Here is a 25,728-nt window from a genome sequence, read left to right on the forward strand (position 1 = left end):
TGTTGCTAGTAGAACCTATGGTTCGAAAAAAACTGCGTAAAAATTTGCGCACGATAACCCATCAATTGTACACAATCACCCATGCTTCGCACTAAGAACCTGTAACACTGTATCACGCGCCAGCCGGGGCTCGTCACTGTCAAGCCAGTGAACATTTTCCCAACCGCGTAACCAGGTCATCTGTCGCTTAGCAAGTTGCCGGGTTGCGCAAATTCCACGATAAACCATCTCGCTGTAATCAATTTCGCCCGATAAATAAGACCACATCTGACGATAGCCAACACAACGAATGGAAGGCATGTCCGTATGCAAATCACCTCGTGCAAAAAGGGCCCGAGACTCCGCTTCAAATCCTGACGCCAACATCTGCTCAAAACGCAACGCGATGCGCTGATGCAGCAATTCACGGCTCGCGGGGGCGATGGCAAACTGTTGCACGTCATAGGGTAACGCTTCACCGGATGTTTTTGTCAGTTCCGTTAAAGTTTTACCCGAAATAAAAAAAACTTCCAGTGCTCGCGAAAGTCTCTGCGGATCATTCGGATGAATGCGACTACCGGCAACCGGGTCGATTTCACACAGCTGGCGGTGTAAAGCATCCCAGCCTTTTTCACGCGCCGTTTGCTCTATCTGCTGACGAACGTCGGGATCGGCCGAGGGCAACGGCGACAATCCTTCAAGTAACGCCTTGAAGTAGAGCATGGTTCCACCAACAAGCAACGGTATTCGTCCGGCTTCAACGATCTCCGCCATTTCTGCTAAAGCATCCCGACGGAACTCCGCTGCCGAATAGGCTTCTGCGGGATCGCGGATGTCGAGCAGACGATGGGGCGCCACTGCTAACTCCTCAGCCGACGGTTTCGCCGTGCCAATATCCATCTGACGATAGATTAAGGCAGAATCAACGCTGATTAGTTCCACTGGTAATTGCTTACGCAACTCTATGGCTAAAGCCGTCTTGCCAGAAGCCGTGGGTCCCATCAAAAAAATAGCCTTTGGCCGGCCAGCCTGGTTTAGTTCACTCATGCTTCAACGCGTTGACCGCGCTCTCAATCTCTATGGGCTGTAATAAGCCTGAAGGCGGCGATTTAAGTAGCTGTGGGCAAAGCCGTTCAAGCTCTGCCAGCAGGTTGATCGCCTGTGAGTGATTCCAGTCGGAGGACTCTGTTTCCTGACGCCGCGCCAGCCACTGGGCCAGTTGCGTCGCAGAGTTCTCCTGCTGCCGGGCGAGATAGCCTAACAGCTCAGGAATCAAGATTTGTAAATTTTGTGTTCGTAACGGTAAAGGCACCGCGCGTAAGGTCACGTGGTCCCCTTCGATCTGAATGTCGATGCCCATCTGATTGAGCAGGCTGCTATTTTCTTTACCCGCCTGGCGTTCATCCAGGGCGACTTTCAGCCGTACCGGAATCAGCAGCGGCTGCGGTTTAAGCCCCTCTTCACCCGGTTCAAGCTGCGCCTGTTTCAGCCAGCGCGCCGCAACCGGCAGCGCCATCAGCATTAATGTCTGATCCTGCTCCAGTAGTGCATAGTGGCTATGTAGAACAGTCAGTACCCGGCCAAAACTCTGGGCATGTGCGGGCAGCGGCGAAGGTTTTTCGGCCGGACGCGGAGCTGGCTCGCGGGCTTTTATAGGCGCTGTCGGGCTGGCAGGCGTCTTCAATAGTTGCTGATAAACCGCGCCTTCACGCTGGCGATAAACATTCTCTTTGTTCTGCCAGGCGGGCGCCGCTGCGGGCTGCGTTTCACGGGCGGACGCTGAGGGTTTTCGCTCACTGGCGGATGCCGCAGGCTGTGCAAAATGGTTTCCCCCGGCTGCCTGACGATTTTCAGGCTGCCAGCGCGGCGCGGTTTCTTCGGCCTGCAGCGCGGGCAAGGTGGGTGCCGCCATCGCCTGAAGGGCGCTGACCACACCCTGATAAATAAAATCATGTACCAGGCGTGACTGATGAAACCGCACTTCATGTTTGGCCGGGTGAACGTTGACATCCACCTGATGCGGATCGATTTCCAGATAGAGCACGTAAGCGGGCTGCTGGTCATCCTGAAGCTGGGTCTGGAATGCCTGGCGGATAGCGTGGTTGATCAGCTTATCGCGCATCATCCGGCCATTGACGTAGCAATACTGCAAATCGGTGACCTGACGCGAACCGGCGGGATCGGCGACCCAGCCGCGCAGCGAGAGGTCATCATGCTGCCAGTCGATTCGCAGCGCATGCTGCATAAAAGTGGTGCCGCAAATCGCCGCCAGTCGCCGTTCGCGCTGGCTCTCTTCGCTGACGGCACGATACTGCCGCATCATCTTGCCGTTATGGCTCAGCGAAATCGCGACGTCAAAACGCGCCAGTGCAATACGACGAATGACTTCATCAATATGACCGAATTCAGTTTTCTCAGTGCGCATAAATTTGCGGCGTGCTGGCGTGTTATAAAAGAGGTCCAGCACTTCCAGCGTGGTACCACAGGGATGCGCCGCTGGTTTGACCGTCACCGTCATGTCACGCCCTTCCGCATAGGCCTGCCAGGCTTCCGTTTGATCGGCGGTCCGTGAAGTTAAAGTCAGGCGGGAGACAGAACTGATACTGGCCAGCGCTTCGCCGCGAAAACCCAGGCTCATAATCGCTTCAAGGTCATCGAGAGAGGCTATTTTACTGGTAGCGTGTCGGGCCAGTGCCATCGACAGCTCGCTTTTCACGATGCCGCAGCCGTTATCACGGATGCGGATAAGCTTTGCGCCACCCTTTTCAATATCCACGTCAATGCGGTTCGCACCCGCATCCAGGCTGTTCTCCACCAGCTCTTTGACAACCGATGCAGGACGCTCAACCACTTCACCCGCCGCAATCTGGTTTGCCAACTGGGGCGGTAAAATTTGAATCGGCATGGTTTTCCTTTTAGCTGGCAGCCCGGCACAGCGGCCGGGCAAACAATCAGGATGCAGGAATTTTCAGGTTCTGCCCCAACATGACGTTGGTCGACTTCAGGTTATTGGTCTGCATAATCGCTTTCGGGCTGACGCCATAGTGTGCGGCAATACCGGTCAGTGAATCACCTACCACAACTTTATGGCGCACCATACCGCGTGGCGTGGCGCGCGTAGTACGACTGGCAGACGCGCTGGCCGGCACTTTCAGCCGCTGTCCGACCCAGACCACATCCCGCTTCAGCGTGTTCATTTCACGCAGCGTGTCCATGCTGACGCCATATTTCGCGGCAATGCCGGAAAGTGTCTCACCGCGCGTCACCGTATGACGTTGGGTCACACCGGTATATTGCGTTACCCCGGTTGCCGGGTTACTGGCGACGCTGACCACTGGCGACGAGTCCAGCGGCCGGTTTTCCTCCTTTGGGATGGATTGTAGCGGGTGCGCCAGGAAATAAGTGCGCAGACCTCTGTAGATCGACTGCGCAATCTTATCCTGGTGTGCGCTACTGCCAAGCAGTCGCTCCTCCGAGGAATTACTGATAAAACCGGTTTCCACCAGCAATGAAGGGATATCTGGCGAACGCAGCACGCCAAGACTGGCATGCTCAGGCAGACGTTTATGCAGCGACGTTACGCCGCGCAGCTGCTGCAAGACTTTCTGGGCGATGTCATAACCAACCCGCTGCGAATGACCAAACTGAAGGTCCAGTACCGCCTGGCTGAGGTAAGGGTCAGCCTGACTGTTCGCCAGCAGGTCTCCTGCGCCGCCCAGCAGCTCTGACTGTTTCTCTTTTTGCTCAAGCCAGTTAGCCATCTCGTTATTCGCGCGACGATTGGATAATACCCAGACCGATGCACCGGTCGCCGCATGGCTCGGCGCGGCGTCAGCGTGAATCGATACCAGCACGTTGGCATTGGCTTTACGCGCTACATCAGAGCGGCCCATAACCGAAATAAAATAGTCGCCATCTCGCGTCAGCACGCCTTTGAACATCGGATCGTTATTCAGCAACACCCGCAGTTTACGGGCAATCGCGATAGTGACGTTCTTCTCTTTCAGGCCGCGCTGCCCGATAGCGCCAGGATCCTGACCACCATGTCCGGCATCAATCGCCACAATCACGGTGTCATTCTGGCTGACGGCACGGCCAGGACGTACAGTACTGGCCGTGCTGGTCACAGATGTCACTGGATTTGAATTAAACGGGTTAACCGCATCGGCGCTCGGGGTCGGCACGCGTGCCGGGGCCGTGACCGACGCAGGCACACTGCGCGTAATAGCAGGTGCCTTGCCGGTAATGGTGAAGACCACACTGTAGCTATTGCCATTGCGCTGCGTGACCGCCCGGGTTTTGCCCGCCTGTGTCAGTTCAAACACCAGGCGCACACTCTGCTTATCTTTAGGGGTGCTGGTACGAATCCGCTTTACGATATTTTCGCCGCTGAAATTAAGCGGCAGCCCCTGAACCACACCACTCTGTCGCACATCAAGTACGACACGATTCGGGTTGTGCAGGGGGAAGAAGGCGTAGACAGGCTGTCCGGCAAAGTTCAGGGTGATCGTGGCCTGACTGTCGCCGTTCGCGACTTTGATATCGGATAGGGTGGCAGCAAAAAGTGGCGTACTAACCAGAAGTAACAGGGATACCAGCGCTATTTTCATCCGTGACATCATGCCTGATCCTTGCCCTGACCAACTTGTTCCAGCCATTGCTGGCCCGACGGAGATTGTGCCGCCAGCTCCGCCTCACGCGCCTCACCCACATAACGCAGCGTTAAGGTGAGATCCGGCGGCGGCAGAAAACCTGCACCCTGCTGTGGCCATTCCACCAGACAGAGAGCATCACCGCTGAAGTAATCACGGATACCCATGAATTCGAGCTCTTCAGGATCGGCAAGGCGATAGAGGTCAAAGTGATAAAGCGTACGGTCGTTCAGCGTGTACGGCTCAACCAGGGTGTAAGTCGGGCTTTTGACGTTACCCTGATGGCCCAGCGCCTGCAGAAAGCCGCGGCTGAAGGTGGTTTTACCCGCCCCCAGATCACCATAGAGATAAATCACTGCCGCAGTGCCACAGGCGCGCGCCAGTTGAGCGCCCAAACTGAGCGTAGCCGCCTCATCGGGCAAAGAAATAACACAGGTCTTCATGCTTCTTTATTCATCTCAGGATTAACAAACTGCCACAGCAGATCCAGTAAATCAGTTGCGAGCATACCGCGTGTACCGCGTTCTGCAGCCACCGCATCGGCCGCTGCACCATGAGCCACGCAGCCCGCGCAGGCCGCATCAAACAGCGTCAGTTTCTGACCCACCAGCGAGGCGATAATTCCACTCAGGAGATCACCCATCCCGCCAGAAGCCATACCGGCATTGCCCACATCTGCAAAGGCCATTTCGCCCTGCTCGCTGGCAATCAGCGTCCCCGCACCTTTCAGTACCACGACGCCACCATAACGCTGCGCCAATGTCTGCGCTGCATGTAAGCGGTCACTCTCAATTTCACTGGTCTCGATATTCAGCAAACGCGCCGCTTCGCCAGGATGCGGCGTAATAATGCGATTCTGACGTTTCTCAGCACTGATTGCCAGTAGGTTAAGCGCATCCGCGTCCCAAAGCATCGGCTTTTCACTGACCGCAACCCGCTTCAGCGCCCGCTTTCCCCATTCGCGCTGACCCAGACCTGGCCCGATTGCGATTACATCGGCCCACTCCAGCGCCTCAGTCAGTCGTTCATCGGTTAGTTCATCAACCATAATTTCGGGCCGGGCGGTCAGAATCGGAATAATATTATCTTTGTGAGTAAGTACTCGCACCAGTCCACTGCCGCTGCGCAGAGCCGCTTCAGCGGTCATTCGTACTGCACCCGCGGTACCGGTATCGCCCCCTACTACCAGCAATCGGCCATGACTTCCCTTGTGCGAGGTCGGTTTACGCGGTTTAAGCCAGCGGGTTAATGCGCTGGCATCATAACGCGCGATGGGCGCCGCTTCCCCCGCCAGAAAAGCAGCTAGCCCGAGATCGGCATAGTAGAGCCTTCCAATAAAGTCTCGCGCCTTGCCGGTGATCTGACCCGGTTTCAGTGCGACCACACTCAGCGTATGGCTGGCATTAATCACTTCGCCGGGCGCAGTGCCGTTGCGGGCTGATAAGCCGGAAGGCATATCAATGGCAAGTATCGGTGCCGCATGGGCGTTAGCCTGCTGGATCAGCGTGGCATAAGGTTCTGCGGGTGCACGATTGCTGCCAGTTCCCAGCAATGCATCGATAATCACATCGATCTGCTCTGGCCAGGCCGCATTGGCCGCATGAATTTCACCGCCCGCATCCAGCCATGCCTCCCGCGCGCGCTGCGCCTCTTCTGGCAACGCTTTTTCACTTTCACACGCCAGCAGCGTCACGGTTTTGCCCGCCGCCTGCCCCAGCCTCGCCAGCACATAGCCATCGCCACCGTTGTTGCCCTGTCCGCACAGAATCAGCCAGTGGCTGGATTCTGGCCAGTGCGCAGTCAGATGCTCGTAAGCGGCCTGCCCGGCACGCAGCATCAGTTCATACAGCGTCACCCCGAGCGTATCGGCCCCCTGTTGCTCAAGCTGCGCCACGGCCTGCGCAGGCCAGACAGAATATGGTAAACTGCGGCTGTTTTTCTTCAAATCCTGGTCACTCATGTCATACCCTCTCGATCTTCATCAACTCGCGCAACAGATTAAACAGTGGGGATTGGATCTCGGCTTTCAGCAGGTCGGCATCACCGATACCGATCTCAGTGCAGAAGAGCCGCGCCTGCAGGCGTGGCTGGAAAAGCAGTATCATGGCGAGATGGAGTGGATGGCGCGACACGGTATGATGCGGGCGCGTCCTCATGAGCTGCTACCCGGCACGCTGCGCGTCATCAGCGTTCGCATGAACTACCTTCCGGCCAAAGCCGCCTTCGCCAGTACGCTTAAAAATCCCCAGCTGGGCTATGTCAGCCGTTATGCATTAGGTCGTGATTACCACAAAGTATTACGCAATCGACTGAAAAAGCTTGGAGAAATGATCCAGCAGCACTGTGGCGAGCTGAATTTTCGGCCGTTTGTTGATTCGGCACCGCTGCTTGAGCGACCGCTGGCGGCCAAAGCAGGACTCGGCTGGACCGGTAAACATTCGCTGATACTGAATCGGGAAGCAGGCTCATGGTTTTTCCTTGGCGAACTGCTGATCGACATTCCGCTGCCGGTAGACACACCGCAGCAGGAGCAGTGTGGCCGCTGTGTCGCCTGCATGACCATCTGCCCCACCAGCGCTATCGTTGAGCCTTACGTTGTCGATGCCCGTCGCTGTATCTCCTATCTCACCATTGAGCTGGAAGGTGCTATCCCGGAAGAGTTTCGTCCGCTGATGGGCAACCGGATTTATGGCTGTGATGACTGCCAGCTCATCTGTCCATGGAATCGCTATGGACAACTTAGTGACGAAAGTGACTTTTCACCGCGAGCTGCGTTACATGCGCCCGAGCTGGTCGATCTGTTTCAATGGGATGAAGCGAAGTTTTTACGCATTACTGAAGGCTCAGCGATTCGCCGCATTGGTCATTTACGCTGGCTGCGTAATATTGCCGTTGCGCTGGGTAATGCGTCCTGGTCGCCCGAAATCGTTCAGGTGTTAGAACAACGACTGGGTGAGAGCGAACTACTGGATGAACATATTCTGTGGGCAATCACTCAGCAGCAGCAGAAACGCGAGCAACTCGTGGTTGAAGTGCAGCCTGCCCAGCAGAAGCGGCTGGTTCGTGCAGTAGAGAAAGGTTTGCCGCGTGATGCGTGATTGACCAGCCATGATGCGTATTATCGTTTTCCACATGCTGTGAATAAAAATAAAAAGCTGTTGTCATTCAACTGCAACAACGCTGATTTCGCTGCAAAATAACAAATTGAAATATTTTCATAGATATAAATATCAACAACTTATGTAAAAGTTGTGTTTATTTAATAATGAGGCTATCGCTTCGGTTAGAGTACAAAGCTGTGGATAACTCTGTTCAAAAGCAATTTACAGATCGCCGTAACAGGCACTGAGAATGGGGTATCGTGCTGTGGATAACCTTCAGGAAACAATCAAAAATCACGCGACGTAAAACAGCCGTAAAACGGACTGAAACAGGGGTGATGTTAAAACTGGAGCGGGAAACGAGACTCGAACTCGCGACCCCGACCTTGGCAAGGTCGTGCTCTACCAACTGAGCTATTCCCGCATAGAAGGGCACTACTAAATCAAAACTGGAGCGGGAAACGAGACTCGAACTCGCGACCCCGACCTTGGCAAGGTCGTGCTCTACCAACTGAGCTATTCCCGCAAAGAGGTTACTGCTGCTTAAACTTTAAAACTGGAGCGGGAAACGAGACTCGAACTCGCGACCCCGACCTTGGCAAGGTCGTGCTCTACCAACTGAGCTATTCCCGCGCCTTGTACCGTTAATAAATTCTTCACCGGTACGGGGTGCGCATTATACGAGAAATCGTTGCTGCTGCAAGCGTCTGAAAGCAAAAATTTTCGCTTTCAGCGCGTTTGATGATTAAAGCAGCAAACTGATGGTTTCATGCGCACCCACTGCTCTCTAAAGCTGCAAAAAGTGCTCGCGGTAGTATGCCAGTTCCGCCACTGATTCACGGATATCGTCCAGCGCCTGATGCGTGCCGCCTTTTTTGAAGCCAGGCAGGATATCCGGTTTCCAGCGACGAGCCAGCTCTTTCAGTGTACTGACATCAAGGTAGCGATAGTGAAAATAGGCTTCCAGCTCAGGCATGTACTTAAACAGGAAGCGGCGATCCTGCCCGATGCTGTTGCCACAAATAGGCGATGTGTTGGCCGGAACCCACTGTTTCAGAAACTCAATGGTCGCCAGCTCTGCTGCACGGTCGTCAATCTTACTCTCCTTCACCCGCGCAACCAGACCGCTGTTGGTATGGGTGCGGACGTTCCACTCATCCATCAACGCCAGCTGCGCATCGGACTGATGAACGGCCATGACCGGCCCTTCCGCCAGAATGTTCAGGTTGGCGTCCGTCACCAGGGTCGCAATCTCAATAATGCGATCGTGCGTCGGATCAAGTCCGGTCATCTCAAGATCAATCCAGATTAGATTCTGCTCATTTCCAGTAGCCATGCTGTTTCCTGCGGTTGCTGTAGTCGTCATTCACAATGAATAAGGTGTATCATAGTCGTTTTGCCCAGCCGGGCGAAATCTGGCTAATGCTGTGAGGGTGAGTGAGTAAAAATAAACTGTCGAAAGGCCAACAACGTCGCGTAAGCGCTAACCACGATCGCCGTCTCACCCAACGCAGAGAGCGTCCGGAAGCGGATGACAACCTGTTTGGTGAAGCTGCAGATGGAGTCGTTGTCAGTCGTTTTGGCATGCATGCTGATGTTGAGGATAGCGCAGGCGTCGCCCACCGCTGCAATATCCGCCGTACTATCCGTTCGCTGGTGACTGGCGACCGGGTGATGTGGCGTCCGGCCACCAGCGGCGGCAAAGGCATTGTTGAAGCGGTGCATGAGCGCACCAGCGTGTTAACCCGCCCCGATTTCTACGACGGTGTGAAGCCGATGGCGGCAAATATCGATCAGATCATTGTCGTGTCGGCAATCCTGCCGGAACTGTCGCTGAACATCATCGATCGCTATCTGGTTGCCAGCGAGACGCTGGACATTGAGCCGTTGCTGGTACTGAACAAAACTGATCTGCTGGATGATAAGGCGCGCGCTTTTGTCGACCAGCAGATGGATATCTATCGCGATATTGGTTATCGCGTGGTGATGGTGTCCAGCCGGGCGAAAAACGGTTTGGACGATCTGAAAGCGGCGTTAACTGACCGAGTGAGTATCTTTGCCGGTCAGTCTGGTGTCGGTAAGTCGAGTCTGCTGAATGCCCTGCTCGGCTTCGACAAAGAAGAGCAGGTCGCGATTCTGACCAATGAGGTGTCGGACGGCTCAGGCTTAGGCCAGCACACGACCACTGCATCGCGCCTGTATCACTTCCCGGACGGCGGCGACGTGATTGATTCTCCTGGCGTGCGTGAGTTTGGTTTGTGGCATCTGGAGCCGGAACAGGTTACCCGCGGGTTTGTCGAATTCCGTGCATACCTGGGCGATTGCAAATTCCGTGATTGTAAACACGGCAGCGATCCTGGCTGTGCCATTCGTGAAGCGGTCGAACAGGGAAAAATTAACCGGTCCCGTTTCGATAATTACCACCGTATCCTGGAGAGCATGGCGCAGGTAAAAACGCGTAAAAATTTCCCTGATGGTGAAAGTTAATCGGTATAACCGCGTCTGAACAGATAAGCCGGTACATTTTGCGAAGTGCATTCCAGTCGCGCGTCCAGACCGTGCAGCGTGCCGGAAATCGGGTATAGTCGCCATCTGAACGGGGCGCTGCTACAATCCGCCCCCTTTTTTACAACGTCCTGAAATAGCCAGGAGGCTAAGGTGTTTGATCGTTTAAAACTCGGCTTGAATCATATTCTCCCGAAGAAATGGCTGACTGAACTTGCCGGTTGGGGCGCCAGTCGCCGCGGTGGTTGGTTGACCAAACTGGTCATTGACATCTTTGTCTGGTTTTACAAAGTCGACATGGCGGAAGCACGCAAACCCGATACCGCCAGCTATCGCACCTTTAATGACTTTTTTGTCCGTCCACTGAAAGATGATGCGCGTCCGGTAGATGCCGACGCCAGCCTCATCGCCCTGCCCGCAGATGGTGCTATCAGCCAGCTCGGTCACATTGAAGGCGATCAGATTTTCCAGGCAAAAGGCCATCATTACACCATCGATGCGTTGCTGGCGGGTGATGAGCAGATGGCGGCCCGGTTTGTTGAGGGTGAGTTCGTCACCACCTATCTGGCACCGCGTGATTATCACCGCGTCCATATGCCGTGCAACGGTATCCTGCGTGAGATGATTTATGTGCCTGGCGACCTCTACTCCGTCAACCCGCTGACCGCGCGTAATATTCCTAACCTGTTCGCCCGTAACGAGCGCGTTATCTGCTACTTCGAAACCGACATCGGGCCGATGGTGCAGATCCTTGTAGGCGCTACCATTGTCGGCAGCATTGAAACCGTCTGGGCTGGCACCATCACGCCGCCACGTGAAGGTGTGATCAAACGCTGGCACTATCCGGCAGCGGATGATGAAGGCGCAGTGGTGCTGCTGAAAGGCCAGGAAATGGGCCGCTTTAAACTCGGCTCTACCGTCATCAACCTGTTTGCTCCGGGCCGGGTCAAGCTGGCTGAAAGCCTGGAAGCCGAAAGCAAAACCCGTCTGGGTCAACCGCTGGCGATTGTGCTACCGGTCGAAACAAACATTTCCGGCGTCATCGTCGATTAAATTGAGTGTCCTCTGTGCGTTCGATTCTCCTCCTGCTGCTGAGCCTGTGGCTCAGCAGCCCGGCCTTTGCGGCCAGCCTTCCTGATGCCAGCCAGCTCAAACAGCAGCTGGAAGAGGTAAAATCTGCCAAAAGCTCACCGTCTCAGGCTGAGCAGATCCAGACGATTGAAGCCGCCTTAAACTTCCTTTCTGAACGTGATGAATCGCTGGAACGCGCGGCGCAATATCAGCAGGTCATTGATGACTTCCCGCGTCTGGCGCGCGAACTGCGTCAGCAGATTGCTGCACTCAGTGACAGCGGCAAAACCGTGCGCAACAACATGAGCAGCGCCGAGCTGGATCAGGAGATCCTGCAGGTCAGCAGCCAGTTACTGGAAGAGGGTCGTCAGGCGCGGCAGGAGCAGGATCGCGCGCGGGAAATCAGTGATTCTCTATCGCAGTTGCCACAGCAGCAGACTGAAGCTCGCCGGGCGATGACGGAGAGTGAACGCCGGCTGCAGGGTGTCAGCAGCAGTTCGCCACAGGGGCAGCTGCAACTGGCGGCGCGTCAGGCAGAAAGCGCTGCGAATAAAGCACTCGTCGATGAACTTGAGCTCGCTCAGCTCTCCGCCAACAACCGACAGGAACTGGCGCGGATGCGGGCTGAAGCCCACCAGCGTAAAGCGACGCAGCTCGATAACTATCTGCAGGCGCTACGCAACCAGCTCAACGATCAGCGGCAACGTGAAGCGGAAGTCGCACTGGCTCGCACCGAGCAGCTGGCAGAAAACAGTGGCGATCTGCCGCCAGAGATTAGCGATCAGTTTCGGGTTAACCGCGAACTCTCTGTTGCCCTGAATCAGCAGGCACAGCGCATGGATCTGGTGGCGTCGCAGCAGCGGCTGGCCACCAACCAGATTATTCAGGTCCGTCAGGCGCTCTCTACCCTGCGTGAACAGTCGCAGTGGCTGGGTGCCTCTAATCTGCTGGGTGAGGCGCTACGAGCGCAGGTCGCGCGTCTGCCGGAGATGCCCAAGTCGCAGCAGATTGATAATGAGATGGCACAGCTTCGCGTGCAGCGTCTCAATTATGAAGATCTGCTGGAACGCCAGGAGATGCTGCGCAAGGGGCGGCAGGCCGATGGTCAGCCCTTCACCGCAGACCAGAAGCGTATTCTTGATGCGCAGCTACGCACACAGAGGGAACTGCTCAATTCGTTGATCTCCGGCTGTGACACGTTGATTCTGGAGATCACCAAGCTTAAGGTTGGCAACACGCAGTTGCAGGATGCGCTGACAGAAGTCAAAGAGGCGACGCACCGCTATCTGTTCTGGACCGCCGACGTTAACCCGATTGGTTTAAGTTATCCGCTGGATCTGGCCAAAGATCTTTCCCGTCTGCTGTCGCTGGATACGCTGGGACAACTCGGCAAAGCGATGGCAATGATGTTCACCAGCCGTAACTCGGTGCTGCCGATTATTGGTGCGTTGCTGCTGGTCGGCTTCAGCATCAGTTCGCGCCGCCACTTCAACGCTTTCCTTGACCGTTCCGCCAGCAAAGTCGGCAAGGTCACTCAGGATCGTTTCCGCCTGACTATTCGTACCCTGTTCTGGTCGATCCTGGTGGCACTGCCGCTGCCGGTATTATGGGGTGCGCTGGGTTATGGCCTGCAAAACGCCTGGCCCTACCCTATCGCCGTAGCGATTGGCGATGGCATTACCGCCACGCTGCCGCTGCTGTGGGCGTTTATGATTAGCGCTGCCTTTGCCCGTCCTAATGGCCTGTTCATTGTGCATTTCCGCTGGCCGCAGAATCGGGTGGCGCGCGCCATGCGCTACTACTCGCTGAGCATCGGATTGATTGTGCCGCTGATTATGCTGCTGATCGCCTTTGGCAATCTGGAAGATCGGCAGTTCTCCTCATCGCTGGGCCGTCTCTGTTTCATCCTGATCTGCGGGGCAATCAGCATTGTTACCGTCAGCCTGAAGCGTTCCGGGATTCCGCTCTACCTTGATAAAGAGGGGAATGGCGAGAACATGGTGAACCGGATGCTGTGGAACCTGATGATCGCCATGCCGCTGATGGCTGCCCTTGCCTCCGCCGTGGGCTATCTGGCTACCGCGCAGGCGCTGCTGGCGCGACTGGAAACCTCCGTCGCCATCTGGTTCCTGCTGCTGGTTATCTATCACATTATCCGGCGCTGGATGCTGATTCAGCGTCGCCGTCTTGGCTTTGATCGCGCCCGTCAGCGCCGGGCCGACATGCTGGCTAACCGTGCGCGCAGTGAAGAAGAGAAAGAGCAAGGCTCTCTGAACACTGACGCGATTGAAATTGAAGAGCCGGTGATTGACCTGGATGCAATCAGTGCACAGTCGCTGCGGCTGGTGCGCTCTATCCTGATGCTGATCGCCCTGGTCTCCGTGATTGTGCTGTGGTCCGAAATCCATTCGGCCTTTGGCTTCCTGGAGAATATTCAGCTGTGGGATGTCAGTACCTCCGTGCAGGGCGTGGAATCTATTCAGCCCATCACCCTGGGGTCGGTGCTGATCGCCATTCTGGTGTTTATTATTACCACCCAGCTGGTACGCAATATGCCCGCGCTGCTTGAGCTGGCGCTACTGCAGCATCTTAATCTGACGCCCGGTACCGGTTACGCCATCACGACCCTGACTAAATATCTGCTGCTGCTGATTGGCGGGCTGATTGGTTTTTCAATGATTGGTATTGAGTGGTCGAAGCTGCAGTGGCTGGTTGCCGCACTGGGTGTGGGACTGGGGTTTGGTTTGCAGGAAATTTTTGCCAACTTTATCTCCGGTCTGATTATCCTGTTCGAAAAGCCGATTCGTATCGGCGATACCGTGACGATCCGCGACCTGACCGGTAGCATCACGCGGATTAACACCCGCGCGACCACCATTACAGACTGGGACCGCAAAGAGATCATCGTGCCTAACAAGGCCTTTATCACCGAGCAGTTTATCAACTGGTCGCTGTCCGATTCCGTGACGCGCGTGGTGCTGACCATTCCGGCTCCCGCGAAAGTGAGCAGTGAACAGGTCACCACCATTCTAATTCAGGCGGCTGAACGCTGCAGCTATGTCCTGGACACGCCGCAACCGGAAGCCTTCCTGGTCGATCTGCAGCAGGGGATTCAGCTGTTTGAACTCCGTGTGCATGCCGCTGAGATGGGACACCGTATGCCGCTGCGTCACGAGCTGCATCAGTTGATTCTGAGCGGATTTGATCAGCACGGTATCGAGATGCCGTTCCCGCCTTTCCAGATGCGTATGGAGACCCTGGGCAAGAAGCTGCCTGCCAGCAACGGTACGCCCGCAGCCCGCGCCTACAAATCTGGCGGCCTGTAATGCAAAACGCCCGGCAAAGCCGGGCGTTATTTCAAGTCTGAGCCATCAGTTACTGCTTAACGAACTCTTCGCCCTGAGCGATATCTTTCTTCAGCGTATCCAGCATGCCTGACAGCGCCTGCTGTTCGAAAGCGCTGAGCGTTCCAATCGGCTTGCGCTCAGCAATCCCGTTTTTACCCAGCAGCAGTGGCTGTGAGAAGAAGCGGGCATGTTCACCCTCACCTTCCACGTAAGCACACTCCACCACATTGGCCTCACCCTTCAGCGCACGAACCAGTGATAAACCGAAACGAGCGGCTGCCTGGCCCATCGACAGCGTGGCCGAACCGCCACCCGCTTTGGCTTCCACTACTTCGGTGCCGGCATTCTGAATGCGTTTGGTCAAATCGGCGACTTCCTGCTCGCTGAAGCTGACGCCTTTTACCTGCGATAGCAGCGGCAGAATGGTCACGCCAGAGTGGCCGCCAATCACAGGAACTTCTACCTGATCAGGTTGCTTTCCTTTCAGCGCCGCTACGAACGTATTGGCGCGGATGATATCCAGCGTAGTCACGCCGAACAGACGGTTTTTGTCGTAGACGCCATGCTTTTTCAGCACTTCTGCTGCGATGGCAACGGTGGTATTGACTGGATTGGTAATGACACCAATCAACGCCTTAGGCGCCGTGGTAGCGACCTGTTCGATCAGGTTGCGCACAATGCCCGCATTAACGTTAAACAGATCAGCACGATCCATACCCGGTTTACGTGCAACGCCTGCGGAAATCAGTACCACATCGGCACCCTGTAAAGCGGGTGTTGCGTCTTCTCCACTGAACCCCTCAATAGCCACTGCAGTAGGAATATGGCTGAGGTCAACGGCAACGCCTGGTGTAACCGGTGCGATGTCATACAGTGAGAGTTCTGAACCTGCGGGAAGCTGGGTTTTGAGCAGAAGTGCGAGCGCCTGGCCTATGCCGCCAGCGGCACCGAGAACGGCAACTTTCATTCTTAACTCCTTATTAAGGTGGGGCAGAGATGGGCCGAAATTCTATCTGTGTCAGACCTTAATCAACTGCTCAGGCGATGATAAATATCCGCTGTTAATTCTACGTGTTTTCACACTTAATCGCCGGATTCAAAAGTTACTTATCATTGCGCCTGAATGACCGACAACTTTGCCGTCGTCAGACAGAGAACGGCTACGAGCGTTTTCTGTTGATATTTCTGTTACTACACCACCAATAATATAACAACTTTGCAACCTTCGCCTTCCGGCGCTGTGACGGGGGTTTTGGTCTGAGCGGATTTATTTGCTATTATCGCCGCCCGCTGGCCGCCCAAACTCTGCTCACCAATCGACCGATTGCATAAAAATGCATTTAAATGCATAATCACCACTCTGCCGCAGGCGGCTGCGCGGTTATTCTCTCTATTTATTGGTAACCTATGCGAAACCCATCGAAACAAGACGATCTGATCAAGGCTTTCAAAGCTTTATTAAAAGAAGAAAAATTCAGTTCCCAGGGCGAAATTGTTCAGGCACTTCAGGATGAAGGCTTTGAAAATATTAATCAGTCCAAAGTCTCGCGGATGCTGACCAAGTTTGGCGCGGTGCGCACCCGTAATGCCAGAATGGAGATGGTTTATTGCCTGCCCGCCGAGTTGGGTGTGCCGACCACCACCAGCCCGTTAAAAAACCTGGTACTGGATATCGACTACAACGATGCACTGGTCGTGATTCATACCAGTCCGGGTGCAGCACAGCTGATTGCTCGTATGCTGGATTCGCTGGGTAAGTCACACGGAATACTTGGCACCATTGCTGGTGATGACACGATTTTTATCACGCGTGCGCGCGACTTCACGGTTAAGCAGCTTCACAGCGCGATCCTCAACCTGTTTGAACAGGAACTCTGATCGCTGACTGACGGCCTGCTTTCACGCGCCAGGTCGTCAGTGTGTTCTCGTCCCTCAGCTTTGCGTCACTCTGCATCGCTGATTAGTCATTAATAAGCCTGCTTTCATGCATCTGACCATTGGTGAGATCGGTTACTCTGCTTAACCTTCTGCGCTATTTTACACTGCTTTACATCACTGATCCGGCACCATTGCCCGGATCCAGATCAAACTCCAGTCCGATACACTCTCTACTTTCGCACTAAACGTTAAAGTGATCTATCTCACTGTTTTTTTGATTAAAAACAGACCAAAGGCTATTTTTTATACTGCTTTTATAACGTTAAGTTATTAAAAGTAGCCATAAGGATAAGGAATCACGAGAAAACATTATTAGCGGGGTATTAATTTCTATAGTTATTAGTTCTATACTTCTTTTCGTGATGCAAATCACACTAACTAAAAAGATAAAAATAGACGACGAGGAAATACCTATGAACATTAAAACTACCATCGCTGCTTTTAGCATTCTCTCTGCCCTATCATTTGGTGCTGTGGCAGCAGAATCTATCGATGCTTCTCAGGCACAGGATCTGCAGGCTGTCGGCACCATCAGTGTCAGCGGCGTATCTGGTTCACCCATGGATATAAAGCAGAAACTCAGCGATAAAGCCGATCAACAGGGCGCAAAAGCCTATCGCGTGATTGAGGCTTATAACAACGGCAATTATCACGCTACCGCCGCACTGTACAACTAAGATCTGGCCCATTAATGCCATCGGCTCTCTGTCTGACGCGCCTTTTTCGCTCCGGAGAGCTGAAGTAAACATTTCAGGAGATTTGACCATGAAAATGAAATTAGCGATTGCCGCACTGAGTCTGGCATCCCTGTTCTCAGTAGGCGCCAGTGCCGCAAGCCTGGTATCCAATGAACAGGCACAGGGTCTGCAGCCAATGAATCAGACTATCAGCATTGGTGGCCGTAACGGCGACCAGACGCATATCCGTCAGGTGCTGTCAGAGAAAGCTGATGCACAGGGCGCAAGCCATTATCGCATCATCGAAAACAACCAGGACAACACCTGGCATGTTACCGCTGAGCTTTATAAATAATTAACCGTCATCACGCCTGAATGGCGCATGACAAATATCGACGACCCGCCTTTACGAATAACCGCAGGTTGTTGAACGTATTGAGGAGATAACCATGAATATCAAAACAACCATCGCTACAGTCAGTCTGCTTTCCGTTATGGCGTTCGGCGCATCAGCCGCACAACTGGTAACCGGCGATCAGACTCAGAACCTGCAGCCTGCGGGCACCGTAAGCATCAGTGGAATCGCTGGAGCACCAATGGATTACCGTGCTGAGCTTTCACAGAAAGCGGATGAACAGGGTGCCAGCGCCTATAAAGTGATCGAAGCACGCACCGGCGACAACTATCACATCACTGCACAGCTTTATAAATAATTCCTCGTCAGATTTATGACGAACCCTTTGGCCCCGCTCGCCGGGGCCTTTTTTCATCTGACGTTTTATCTGACATTAAAGTGCAGCCGACCCTCCAGTTCTTCTTCCGCTTCGTCAAATAACAGAATAAGCGCGCCATAGCGCCGTCGTTGTCCCCTGCCCAGATTGACGAACTCAATCTCCAGCGGCATAGGTAATAGATCGCCCGTCACCACGTCCCATAATCCATCCAGATCACAGATGCGGCGCTCCTCCAGCGCAAATCGCTCGGCAAACTGGCGGAAGAAATGGGCCTGGTCGACAATTTCATTAAAATCAAAGCGCTCGATTTTCATGCTGACGGCTCCCATGCTCCGTCTACGGGCGACCTTCGCCGCCCGACTGTGTCCGCTAGCTCAAACCGCCTAAGTGCAGCGTTTTGACCTCCAGATACTCTTCCATCCCGAGTACCGAACCTTCGCGGCCCAGACCCGACTCTTTCACACCACCAAACGGTGCCAGCTCGGTTGAAACAGCACATTCGTTAATGCCGATCATGCCGCTTTCCAGCGCAGCCGAAACGCGGAACACCCGTTGCAGATTCTGGGTATAGAAGTAAGCGGCGAGGCCGAATGGTGTATCGTTGGCGCGGCGGATCACGTCATCTTCATCATCAAAGCGAAAGCAGGCGGCCACCGGTCCAAAGGTCTCTTCCTGGGCAAGCTGCATGCCTTCGTGCGCCTCGGTAATCACGGTCGGTTGCCAGAAATTGCCGCCCAGCGCATGTCGCTCGCCACCCGCCAGCAATTTTCCGCCTTTGGCTACCGCGTCTTTAACATGCTGCTCAACCTTTTCCACCGCCGACGCTTCAATCAATGGACCGACAATCACACCTTCGTCCATGCCGTTGCCGACCTTCAGCTTATTGACTTCGGCAGCCAGTTGCTGAGTGAAACGATCATAGACAGCATTGTGAATGTAGAAGCGGTTCACGCTGACGCACACCTGGCCCGCATTACGAAATTTGTTGGCAATCGCACCCTGAACGGCGGCATCAATGTCAGCATCATCGAAAACGATGTACGGGGCATTCCCGCCTAATTCCATCGACACTTTTTTCATGGTTTCAGCAGCATTACGCATTAACAGCTTGCCGACCTGGGTGGAGCCAGTGAACGAGATTTTACGCACTGCTTTACTGGCCATGATCGCATCACTGATGGCATGGGTGTCACCTGCCACCGCGTTTAATACACCATCAGGTACGCCCGCCTGCTTTGCCAGCGCCAGCAGGGCAAAGGCGGAAAGTGGCGTGTTATTAGCCGGTTTAATAATGCCGGTACAGCCCGCTGCCAGGGCTGGACCCAGTTTGCGGGTCAGCATTGCCATCGGGAAATTCCACGGCGTGATAGCAGCGACAACGCCAATGGGCTCACGGGTTGCCAGAATCCGGGAACCCGCTTTTGCGGGCGGAATAATTTCACCATTGGCCCGTTTCGCCTGTTCAGCAAACCACTGAATGAAACTGGCGGCGTACTCAACTTCCCCTTCCGCCTCTTTCAGGGGCTTACCCTGTTCGGTCGTCATCAGCTGTCCCAGCCAGCGCTTGTTTTCAATGATCAGCTGATACCAGCGAGTAAGAATTTCAGCGCGTGCTTTTGCGGTCTGCGCTCGCCACGCGGGAAAGGCGCATTCTGCGGCGGCGATAGCCTGTTCTGTTTCAACTCTACCGGCTTTTGCCACCTGCGCAATCACTTCACCGGTTGCCGGATTGGTCACGTCAAAGGTGGAGGCCGCCTGATGCCACTGACCAGCCGCTAAATAGCCGGTCTTGAACAGTTCGCTCTCTTGCAGTGATTTCATTGATTCGCTCCTGTCAGTTTTGCTCTTCCGTCTGGAGAGTATAGTTGGCAAAAGCGACAGATTTAGTGATGGGCGGGGATTGTGCAGGCCGCTGCAGGTCGCAGCGGCCAGATTCAGATTTGGATGAGCGTGTTCTGGTACTTATCCAGCATCATCGCCAGTCTTTTTACTGGTTCCGTTACGCTGACAGGCGCCTCGTAATGGGCCAGTTTTTCCTGATAGACATCCAGCTCTTTCAGCAAACGCTCAAAGTAGTAACGCCGTTTGTCGTCGCTGCTGGCCGAGATCACCCGGTCTGCGGTGTAACGAAGCTGCCGATGATAAGCAGAGAGATCAGCGTTAACCGGTACTTCTGCATCGCGTAACCGCTGATGACCGATGATTAGCGTCAGGGCGATGCGATATTTATTGATGTCGCCCGGAAACAGGTTGAGCAGCAGAAACAATTGCTGATAGAGCGCCGGCAGATGGTTTTCACGCCGACGCGCCTGATTGGTGGTCATGGCCGAGACCGCGGCATACATAAAACGGTTCAGCAGTTTGCGGCCGGTGCGCGCCTTCGATTTATCACGAATCAGCAGGATGACCATCATCGCCACAAAGCAGCCGATAACCTGACCGAGCACGTTGTCGAGAAAGACGTTAAACCGGAACTGCATCGGGTTATCAAGCACCAGCACGTTGAGGGTACCAATTAACGCGCCCAGCGTGCCAAGCTGACGCCGCTGAATGAAGATGCCGCCGACAAAACCCAGTATGCCGATGGCAATGCAGAGCAGCAGTGCGCTCTGCTGCGTCGCGGGCAGGACATACATAAAGTAGAGCGCCCCCAGCGGAACCGCGACCGTCATGCCGTAGAGAAAATCCTTTGCCATCATCAGCGGGTTGGGCATGCGCATCGCCAGCGCGGTAATAACAGCCAGCATCACCATACAGCCGCTGCCAGACGTCCAGCCCGTGTAGAGCCAGAAAAGTGAGCCCAGCGCGGTGGCAACGAAGGTGCGAATGCCGTTGATCATCGCATGATGAGTTTCGGCGGAACGCGCCTGAATCACCACTTCACGCTGCAGGATCTCCTCTTCCAGCGAGGTAATCCGGCTATTGCTTTTGATCCCTTTAAGCAGCAGCAGATATTCAGTGGCAGTGCCCACCCAGCTGGCTAGCGTGACCGGCGTTGACTTGTCACTGGCACCCATTACCCGCCGCATTACTTTCATCCGCTTATGCACCTCTTCAATGGTCGACGCTGGCTTTTCAACCATCAACCGATACTGTGGCGGAATGTAATCAGGACGGGAATTCTGGATCAGGAAGGTTTCGGCGGCCTGCGTAATCAGCGTCAGCGACAGAGTATTAAGCATCTGCAAGCGGCGGTTGCTATTCTTCCAGCGTGACGATTCCATCATTAGCTGGCTGCGCATGCTGTTCAGTGCCGTGGTACGCCGTACCAGCGCGCTCCAGGCTTTATCGACCTCGTCTTTATCACCGTGTGCGACGCAGAGTTGCAGCAGCTGATAGTGAGCCACCAGCAATGAATCAACTTCCGCGTCGATGACTTTTTTAATCGAACGAGGCGAGAAGATCATGTCGGCCAGAATGGCACACAAAATGCCGAGTACGATTTCACTGCAACGTTCTACCGCATATTGGGGCACCAGCGTCAGACCGCCGCTGGCGTTGGCTGTCACCACAATGATCAGTGCGGTGTAGCCCGCCAGTCCCAGCGCGTAGGAGTTTTCCACCTTAATCAGCGAAGAGAGCCAGACGCAGAGTCCTGCCCAGATGCAGCACAGCAGCAACATCACGACAGGCGCACGAACGGTGGCGATCATGATAGTCAGTGCGGCGATACAGCCGATAAATGTCCCGATAATACGCAACACACCGCGATAGCGCAGCGCCCCTGAATAGGGATCGCCACCGGCCGCAAATGCGGTGCCACCCGCCACGATCCCGGCGGTCATCACTGCCCAGCGTGGCGTTTCAAGGTTAAGATGAAAGCCGACCATCAGCGCTAATACCAGCGCAAAGGTGAGCTTTACCGGGAACCGCAGGAACTGGATCATATCGCCCTCTTAACCAAACTCACGCAGGCGATTAAACAGACGGATCATCGGTGAAACATGCTCAGGCTGACGATCGGCCTGACCGGTGATGACCACCGTTGCCGTGGTTCCCGCCGGGAAGCGATTGCCGGGCTGCTGATCAAGCCGGATGCGGACCGGGACACGCTGTGCCAGACGGACCCACTCCAGATTGGAATCTACCGTTGCCATCCCTTTGTTGTCGACTGAGCTGCTGCTGTTGGTCACACCCGCTGCCACACTGTCGACGGTGCCACGCAACACAATGTTGCTACCGAGCGGTGTCACTTCCGCGCGGAAGCCCTTCTCCACACCGTGCAGTTTGGTCTCTTCCAGGTAAGCCAGCACATAGAAAGAGTGCTGCTGAACCAGCGCCACCGCCACAGAACCACGGGTAATAAACTCACCCTGGTAGACATTGAGGTTGGTGACCCAGCCGTCGGATGGCGCTTTAACGGTGGTACGTTCAAGGTCGATCGCGGCCAGATCGCGTGTTGCCACCGATTTCGCCAGCTGATGCTCGCTGGTTTGCAGATCGTTGTTAGATTGCTCGATCGCCTCGCGGGACATCGCTGAGGTGCCAAGCTGATTACGGCGTCCGGCTTCGCGACGTTTCTCACTCACCAGCGCCTGATAGTATTCAACATCCGCCTGAGCCTGATCGAGCGCTTTCTGGTAGCGCGGCCGATCAACGACAAACAGCGTATCGCCCTTCTTCACCAGTTGGTTGTCGTGTACCGGAACCTCGGTAATCAGGCCGGTAACGTCAGGCGAGATCGCCACCACGTCAGCCGCAAAACGCGCATCACGGGTCCAGGGGGATTCGGTATAGAACACCCAGGCGCGGAAGATGATAACCACGGCGATGATGACCAGCAGAATGGTGATCGCGTAGCGCGCGATTTTTCTTATGAGTGCTTTCACTTCAACCTCAGACTAATAAACGGGAGACAAGGTAAAACACACAGCAGTAAAGCGCTGTATTAAAAAGTGCCGGATGCCAGACAAGATCGTAGATACCGCTCGGCGTCAGCACGCGTTTCACTAACCAGAACAGCATCAGTGAAAGAATAAGTTCGATGAAAACGGGCGGAAAAGAGAGCCCAAACATGACAAATACCGGAAGCACACTCATCACAAATCCTTAGTTCGACCTTGCCGGGATACTTCGTTGCCTCTTCAGATGTCGCAGGGAAACCCTCTGGCAGCGCTATGCGAACCACGGATGGCTTAATAATAGCGTATCATCGAAGGGTATCAGGCGGTGAAGAATCACCGGGAAATACCCCGGCGCGCTTATAATAACGTGCCTGACTATACGTTTTCTACAGAATGTGATCTAAATCACTTTTAAGCCAGAGTAAACAATGGAACGACTAAAAGGCATGTCTGTCTTTGCCAGAGTGGTTGAGCTGGGCTCATTTACCGCGGCGGCACGTCAGCTTCATCTGAGCGTCTCATCGATTAGCCAGATCGTCGCCAAACTGGAAGATGCATTGCAGGTTAAACTGCTGAACCGCAGTACCCGCAGTATCGGGCTAACCGAAGCGGGTAAAATCTATTATCAGGGCTGCCGTCGTATGCTGGCGGAAGCGACGCAGGTGCATGAACAACTCTACGCGTTTAACAATACGCCGATTGGCGTATTGCGAATTGGCAGCTCATCAACCATGGCGCAGAATGTATTAGCCGGTATGACCAGCGACATGTTGCGGGAATATCCCGGACTGAGTGTGAATCTTGTCACCGGTGTTCCGGCACCGGATCTGATTGCGGATGGTCTGGATCTGGTGATTCGGGTGGGCGCATTAAAAGACTCCAGCCTCTTTTCGCGTCGCCTTGGCGCGATGCCGATGGTGGTGTGCGCCGCAAGAAGCTATCTGGCACAGCATGGCACGCCGGAGAAGCCAGGCGATATCGATAATTTTTCCTGGCTGGAATATAGCGTAAGGCCCGACAACAATTTTGAGTTGATTGCGCCGGAAGGTCTGGTGACCCGCCTGGCACCGCAGGGACGTTTCGTGACCAATGATTCGCTGACGCTGATCCGCTGGCTGAAGTCTGGCAATGGCATCGCCTATGTGCCGATGATGTGGGTGATTGAGGAGATCACCGCAGGCGAGATCGATATCCTGTTTCCGCAATATCAGTCCGATCCACGGCCGGTTTATGCACTCTATACCGAGAAGGATAAGTTACCGCTTAAAGTGCAGGTCTGTATTGATTATCTGACCGGCTATTTTGAGCAAGTGGCTGAACAGTATCAGCAGCACCGTAAAAGCTAACAACCCGCCAGGCGGCGGGTTGTTGAGGTCACATCAGGCGGTGCCGCCGATGGTCAGTTTATCCAGCTTCAGGGTGGGCTGACCCACGCCGACCGGCAGGCTCTGGCCCTCTTTACCGCAGACGCCCACGCCTTTATCCAGCGCCAGGTCATTACCTACCATCGAGATCTGCTGCATCGCTTCAATGCCGGAGCCAATCAGCGTGGCGCCTTTGACCGGTTTGGTGATTTTGCCATTCTCAATCAGATAAGCCTCTGAGGTTGAGAAGACAAATTTGCCGGAGGTGATATCTACCTGACCGCCACCAAAGTTCGGCGCATATATACCGTATTCAACGCTTTCAATAATATCCTGTGGCGAGGATTTGCCTGCCAGCATATAGGTGTTGGTCATGCGGGGCATCGGCAGATGCGCGTAGGATTCACGACGTCCGTTACCGGTCGGACTGACGCCCATCAGGCGCGCGTTCAGCTTGTCCTGCATATACCCTTTCAGCACACCATTCTCAATCAGCATGTTGTACTGGCCGGGAACGCCTTCATCATCCACCGCAAGTGAACCGCGCAGCCCTTCAAGGGTGCCGTCATCCACCACGGTACAGAGTTCAGATGCAACCTGCTGACCGATTTTACCGCTGAATACCGAGGTGCCACGGCGGTTGAAGTCGCCTTCCAGACCGTGACCCACCGCTTCATGCAGCAGGACGCCAGGCCAGCCCGCGCCCAGCACCACCGGCAATGCGCCAGCAGGTGCCGCTACGGCAGAGAGGTTAACCAGCGCCATACGTACCGCTTCACGCGCCCATGCGTCAGCGCGCACTTCGCCATTTTCATCTTCAAGGAAGAATGCATAACCGGTACGTGCGCCACCGCCGCTTGCGCCGCGTTCACGCTTGCCCTGATCTTCAACCTGAACGCTGATAGAGAGCCGAACCAGCGGACGAACGTCAGCCGCCAGTGTACCGTCAGTCGCGGCCACCAGTACCTGCTCGTAAACGCCGGTCAGGCTGGCATTAACTTCCTGTACGCGCGGGTCAGCCGCACGGGCCACTTTATCAACGCGATGCAGCAGGGCAATTTTATCTTCACGCGTCAGGCTGCTCAGCGGATCGACCGCCGAATAGAGCGAACGGTTCATCACAGCAGACAGCGTGTGTGCCTTGCCATTTCCCTGTTCGCGAACGATGCTGCGTGCCGCTTCAGAAGAGAGACGCAGCGCATTCAGTGTGATCTGGTCTGCATAGGCGAAGCCGGTCTTTTCACCGCTGACCGCGCGCACACCTACACCCTGATCGATATGGTATGAGCCATCTTTAATAATTTTGTCTTCCAGCACCCAGGATTCGTGAAAGCTGGACTGAAAGTAGAGATCGGCATAATCCAGACGACGTTCTGAAAGCTGCCCTAACAGGGAAAATAGGTCCTGCTGATTAATGCCGTTAGCAGTCAGTAACTGCTCACTTACCAGGTTCAGAGTCATCGTTTCTCACTCATTATGTGCTCAGATAATCATAGCCTGCGGTAATTCCGGTACG

At 54.7% G+C, this 25,728-nt stretch carries 22 protein-coding genes and 3 tRNA genes; 9 read left to right on the plus strand and 16 right to left on the minus strand.

Annotated elements, in window-relative coordinates; genetic code table 11:
* Positions 1 to 75: 75 nt before the first annotated feature.
* The 5 genes from miaA to nnr are packed head-to-tail and all read right to left on the minus strand — an operon-like array spanning position 76 to position 6,591.
* Positions 76 to 1,026, minus strand: coding sequence for a tRNA (adenosine(37)-N6)-dimethylallyltransferase MiaA (gene miaA, locus HZZ01_RS16680; protein WP_179898661.1), 951 nt, complete (start codon positions 1,024 to 1,026; stop codon positions 76 to 78).
* On the minus strand, positions 1,019 to 2,884 hold the full coding sequence (mutL, locus tag HZZ01_RS16685; RefSeq protein ID WP_179898662.1) for a DNA mismatch repair endonuclease MutL: 1,866 nt from the start codon (positions 2,882 to 2,884) through the stop codon (positions 1,019 to 1,021). The genes miaA and mutL overlap by 8 nt, the downstream gene beginning before the upstream one ends.
* Before the next feature lie 46 nt (positions 2,885 to 2,930).
* Positions 2,931 to 4,601, minus strand: coding sequence for an N-acetylmuramoyl-L-alanine amidase AmiB (gene amiB, locus HZZ01_RS16690; protein ID WP_179898663.1), 1,671 nt, complete (start codon positions 4,599 to 4,601; stop codon positions 2,931 to 2,933).
* Positions 4,598 to 5,074, minus strand: coding sequence for a tRNA (adenosine(37)-N6)-threonylcarbamoyltransferase complex ATPase subunit type 1 TsaE (gene tsaE / locus HZZ01_RS16695; protein ID WP_179898664.1), 477 nt, complete (start codon positions 5,072 to 5,074; stop codon positions 4,598 to 4,600). The genes amiB and tsaE overlap by 4 nt, the downstream gene beginning before the upstream one ends.
* A complete protein-coding gene (gene nnr / locus HZZ01_RS16700) occupies positions 5,071 to 6,591 on the minus strand; it encodes a bifunctional ADP-dependent NAD(P)H-hydrate dehydratase/NAD(P)H-hydrate epimerase (protein ID WP_179898665.1) in 1,521 nt (506 codons plus the stop codon). The genes tsaE and nnr overlap by 4 nt, the downstream gene beginning before the upstream one ends.
* Between nnr and queG the strand changes: the two genes are divergently transcribed.
* Positions 6,590 to 7,729, plus strand: coding sequence for a tRNA epoxyqueuosine(34) reductase QueG (gene queG, locus HZZ01_RS16705; protein ID WP_179898666.1), 1,140 nt, complete (start codon positions 6,590 to 6,592; stop codon positions 7,727 to 7,729). The genes nnr and queG overlap by 2 nt on opposite strands.
* A gap of 351 nt (positions 7,730 to 8,080) precedes the next feature.
* Here the strand turns inward: queG and HZZ01_RS16710 are convergent.
* The 4 genes from HZZ01_RS16710 to orn form a co-directional block, all read right to left on the minus strand.
* A tRNA-Gly gene (locus tag HZZ01_RS16710) sits at positions 8,081 to 8,156 on the minus strand.
* Between the two features lie 26 nt (positions 8,157 to 8,182).
* Positions 8,183 to 8,258, minus strand: a tRNA-Gly gene (locus HZZ01_RS16715).
* 31 nt (positions 8,259 to 8,289) lie between these two features.
* Positions 8,290 to 8,365 (minus strand) — tRNA-Gly (locus HZZ01_RS16720).
* A 154-nt stretch (positions 8,366 to 8,519) separates the two neighbouring features.
* Entirely contained in the window at positions 8,520 to 9,068 is a 549-nt protein-coding gene (orn, locus tag HZZ01_RS16725) for an oligoribonuclease (protein ID WP_090966237.1), read from the minus strand.
* Between the two features lie 101 nt (positions 9,069 to 9,169).
* Between orn and rsgA the strand changes: the two genes are divergently transcribed.
* The 3 genes from rsgA to mscM all read left to right on the plus strand — a co-directional run bounded on the left by rsgA (position 9,170) and on the right by mscM (position 14,634).
* On the plus strand, positions 9,170 to 10,219 hold the full coding sequence (rsgA, locus tag HZZ01_RS16730) for a small ribosomal subunit biogenesis GTPase RsgA (protein WP_179898667.1): 1,050 nt from the start codon (positions 9,170 to 9,172) through the stop codon (positions 10,217 to 10,219).
* A 171-nt stretch (positions 10,220 to 10,390) separates the two neighbouring features.
* On the plus strand, positions 10,391 to 11,290 hold the full coding sequence (gene asd / locus HZZ01_RS16735; protein WP_179898668.1) for an archaetidylserine decarboxylase: 900 nt from the start codon (positions 10,391 to 10,393) through the stop codon (positions 11,288 to 11,290).
* A 14-nt stretch (positions 11,291 to 11,304) separates the two neighbouring features.
* The gene (gene mscM, locus HZZ01_RS16740) at positions 11,305 to 14,634 is read left to right on the plus strand and encodes a miniconductance mechanosensitive channel MscM (protein ID WP_179898669.1); all 3,330 of its coding nucleotides are present in this window, start codon (positions 11,305 to 11,307) and stop codon (positions 14,632 to 14,634) included.
* Positions 14,635 to 14,683: 49 nt separating this feature from the next.
* Here the strand turns inward: mscM and mdh are convergent, their stop codons facing one another.
* Positions 14,684 to 15,622, minus strand: coding sequence for a malate dehydrogenase (gene mdh / locus HZZ01_RS16745; protein ID WP_136197256.1), 939 nt, complete (start codon positions 15,620 to 15,622; stop codon positions 14,684 to 14,686).
* A 440-nt stretch (positions 15,623 to 16,062) separates the two neighbouring features.
* Here mdh and argR point away from each other — a divergent pair, with 440 nt between their 5' ends.
* From argR to yhcN (HZZ01_RS16765), 4 genes are all read left to right on the plus strand, one after another.
* A complete protein-coding gene (gene argR / locus HZZ01_RS16750) occupies positions 16,063 to 16,533 on the plus strand; it encodes a transcriptional regulator ArgR (protein WP_179898670.1) in 471 nt (156 codons plus the stop codon).
* A gap of 473 nt (positions 16,534 to 17,006) precedes the next feature.
* The gene (yhcN, locus tag HZZ01_RS16755; RefSeq protein WP_179898671.1) at positions 17,007 to 17,270 is read left to right on the plus strand and encodes a peroxide/acid stress response protein YhcN; all 264 of its coding nucleotides are present in this window, start codon (positions 17,007 to 17,009) and stop codon (positions 17,268 to 17,270) included.
* Between the two features lie 88 nt (positions 17,271 to 17,358).
* A complete protein-coding gene (locus HZZ01_RS16760) occupies positions 17,359 to 17,625 on the plus strand; it encodes a YdgH/BhsA/McbA-like domain containing protein (protein WP_013359194.1) in 267 nt (88 codons plus the stop codon).
* A gap of 94 nt (positions 17,626 to 17,719) precedes the next feature.
* Positions 17,720 to 17,983 (plus strand): peroxide/acid stress response protein YhcN, encoded by a 264-nt coding sequence (gene yhcN, locus HZZ01_RS16765; RefSeq protein ID WP_179898672.1) that lies wholly within the window; start codon positions 17,720 to 17,722, stop codon positions 17,981 to 17,983.
* A 65-nt stretch (positions 17,984 to 18,048) separates the two neighbouring features.
* On the opposite strand, the gene HZZ01_RS16770 is transcribed toward yhcN (HZZ01_RS16765), so the two are convergent.
* The 5 genes from HZZ01_RS16770 to aaeX all read right to left on the minus strand — a co-directional run bounded on the left by HZZ01_RS16770 (position 18,049) and on the right by aaeX (position 23,044).
* Entirely contained in the window at positions 18,049 to 18,318 is a 270-nt protein-coding gene (locus tag HZZ01_RS16770) for a barstar family protein (RefSeq protein ID WP_090966317.1), read from the minus strand.
* Positions 18,319 to 18,373: 55 nt separating this feature from the next.
* A complete protein-coding gene (locus tag HZZ01_RS16775; RefSeq protein WP_179898673.1) occupies positions 18,374 to 19,825 on the minus strand; it encodes an NAD-dependent succinate-semialdehyde dehydrogenase in 1,452 nt (483 codons plus the stop codon).
* A 113-nt stretch (positions 19,826 to 19,938) separates the two neighbouring features.
* Positions 19,939 to 21,891 (minus strand): p-hydroxybenzoic acid efflux pump subunit AaeB, encoded by a 1,953-nt coding sequence (aaeB, locus tag HZZ01_RS16780; protein WP_179898674.1) that lies wholly within the window; start codon positions 21,889 to 21,891, stop codon positions 19,939 to 19,941.
* A 9-nt stretch (positions 21,892 to 21,900) separates the two neighbouring features.
* On the minus strand, positions 21,901 to 22,833 hold the full coding sequence (gene aaeA, locus HZZ01_RS16785) for a p-hydroxybenzoic acid efflux pump subunit AaeA (protein ID WP_179898675.1): 933 nt from the start codon (positions 22,831 to 22,833) through the stop codon (positions 21,901 to 21,903).
* A gap of 7 nt (positions 22,834 to 22,840) precedes the next feature.
* Positions 22,841 to 23,044: a p-hydroxybenzoic acid efflux pump operon protein AaeX gene (aaeX, locus tag HZZ01_RS16790; protein ID WP_009087501.1), complete on the minus strand. Its 204-nt coding sequence runs from the start codon at positions 23,042 to 23,044 to the stop codon at positions 22,841 to 22,843.
* A gap of 232 nt (positions 23,045 to 23,276) precedes the next feature.
* Between aaeX and aaeR the strand changes: the two genes are divergently transcribed.
* Positions 23,277 to 24,194: an HTH-type transcriptional activator AaeR gene (aaeR, locus tag HZZ01_RS16795; RefSeq protein ID WP_179898676.1), complete on the plus strand. Its 918-nt coding sequence runs from the start codon at positions 23,277 to 23,279 to the stop codon at positions 24,192 to 24,194.
* 33 nt (positions 24,195 to 24,227) lie between these two features.
* On the opposite strand, the gene tldD is transcribed toward aaeR, so the two are convergent.
* Positions 24,228 to 25,673 (minus strand): metalloprotease TldD, encoded by a 1,446-nt coding sequence (tldD, locus tag HZZ01_RS16800; RefSeq protein ID WP_136196652.1) that lies wholly within the window; start codon positions 25,671 to 25,673, stop codon positions 24,228 to 24,230.
* Positions 25,674 to 25,728: the final 55 nt, after the last annotated feature.

This window comes from Pantoea sp. WMus005 (assembly GCF_013415305.1).
GTDB classification, from domain to species: domain Bacteria; phylum Pseudomonadota; class Gammaproteobacteria; order Enterobacterales; family Enterobacteriaceae; genus Pantoea; species Pantoea rara.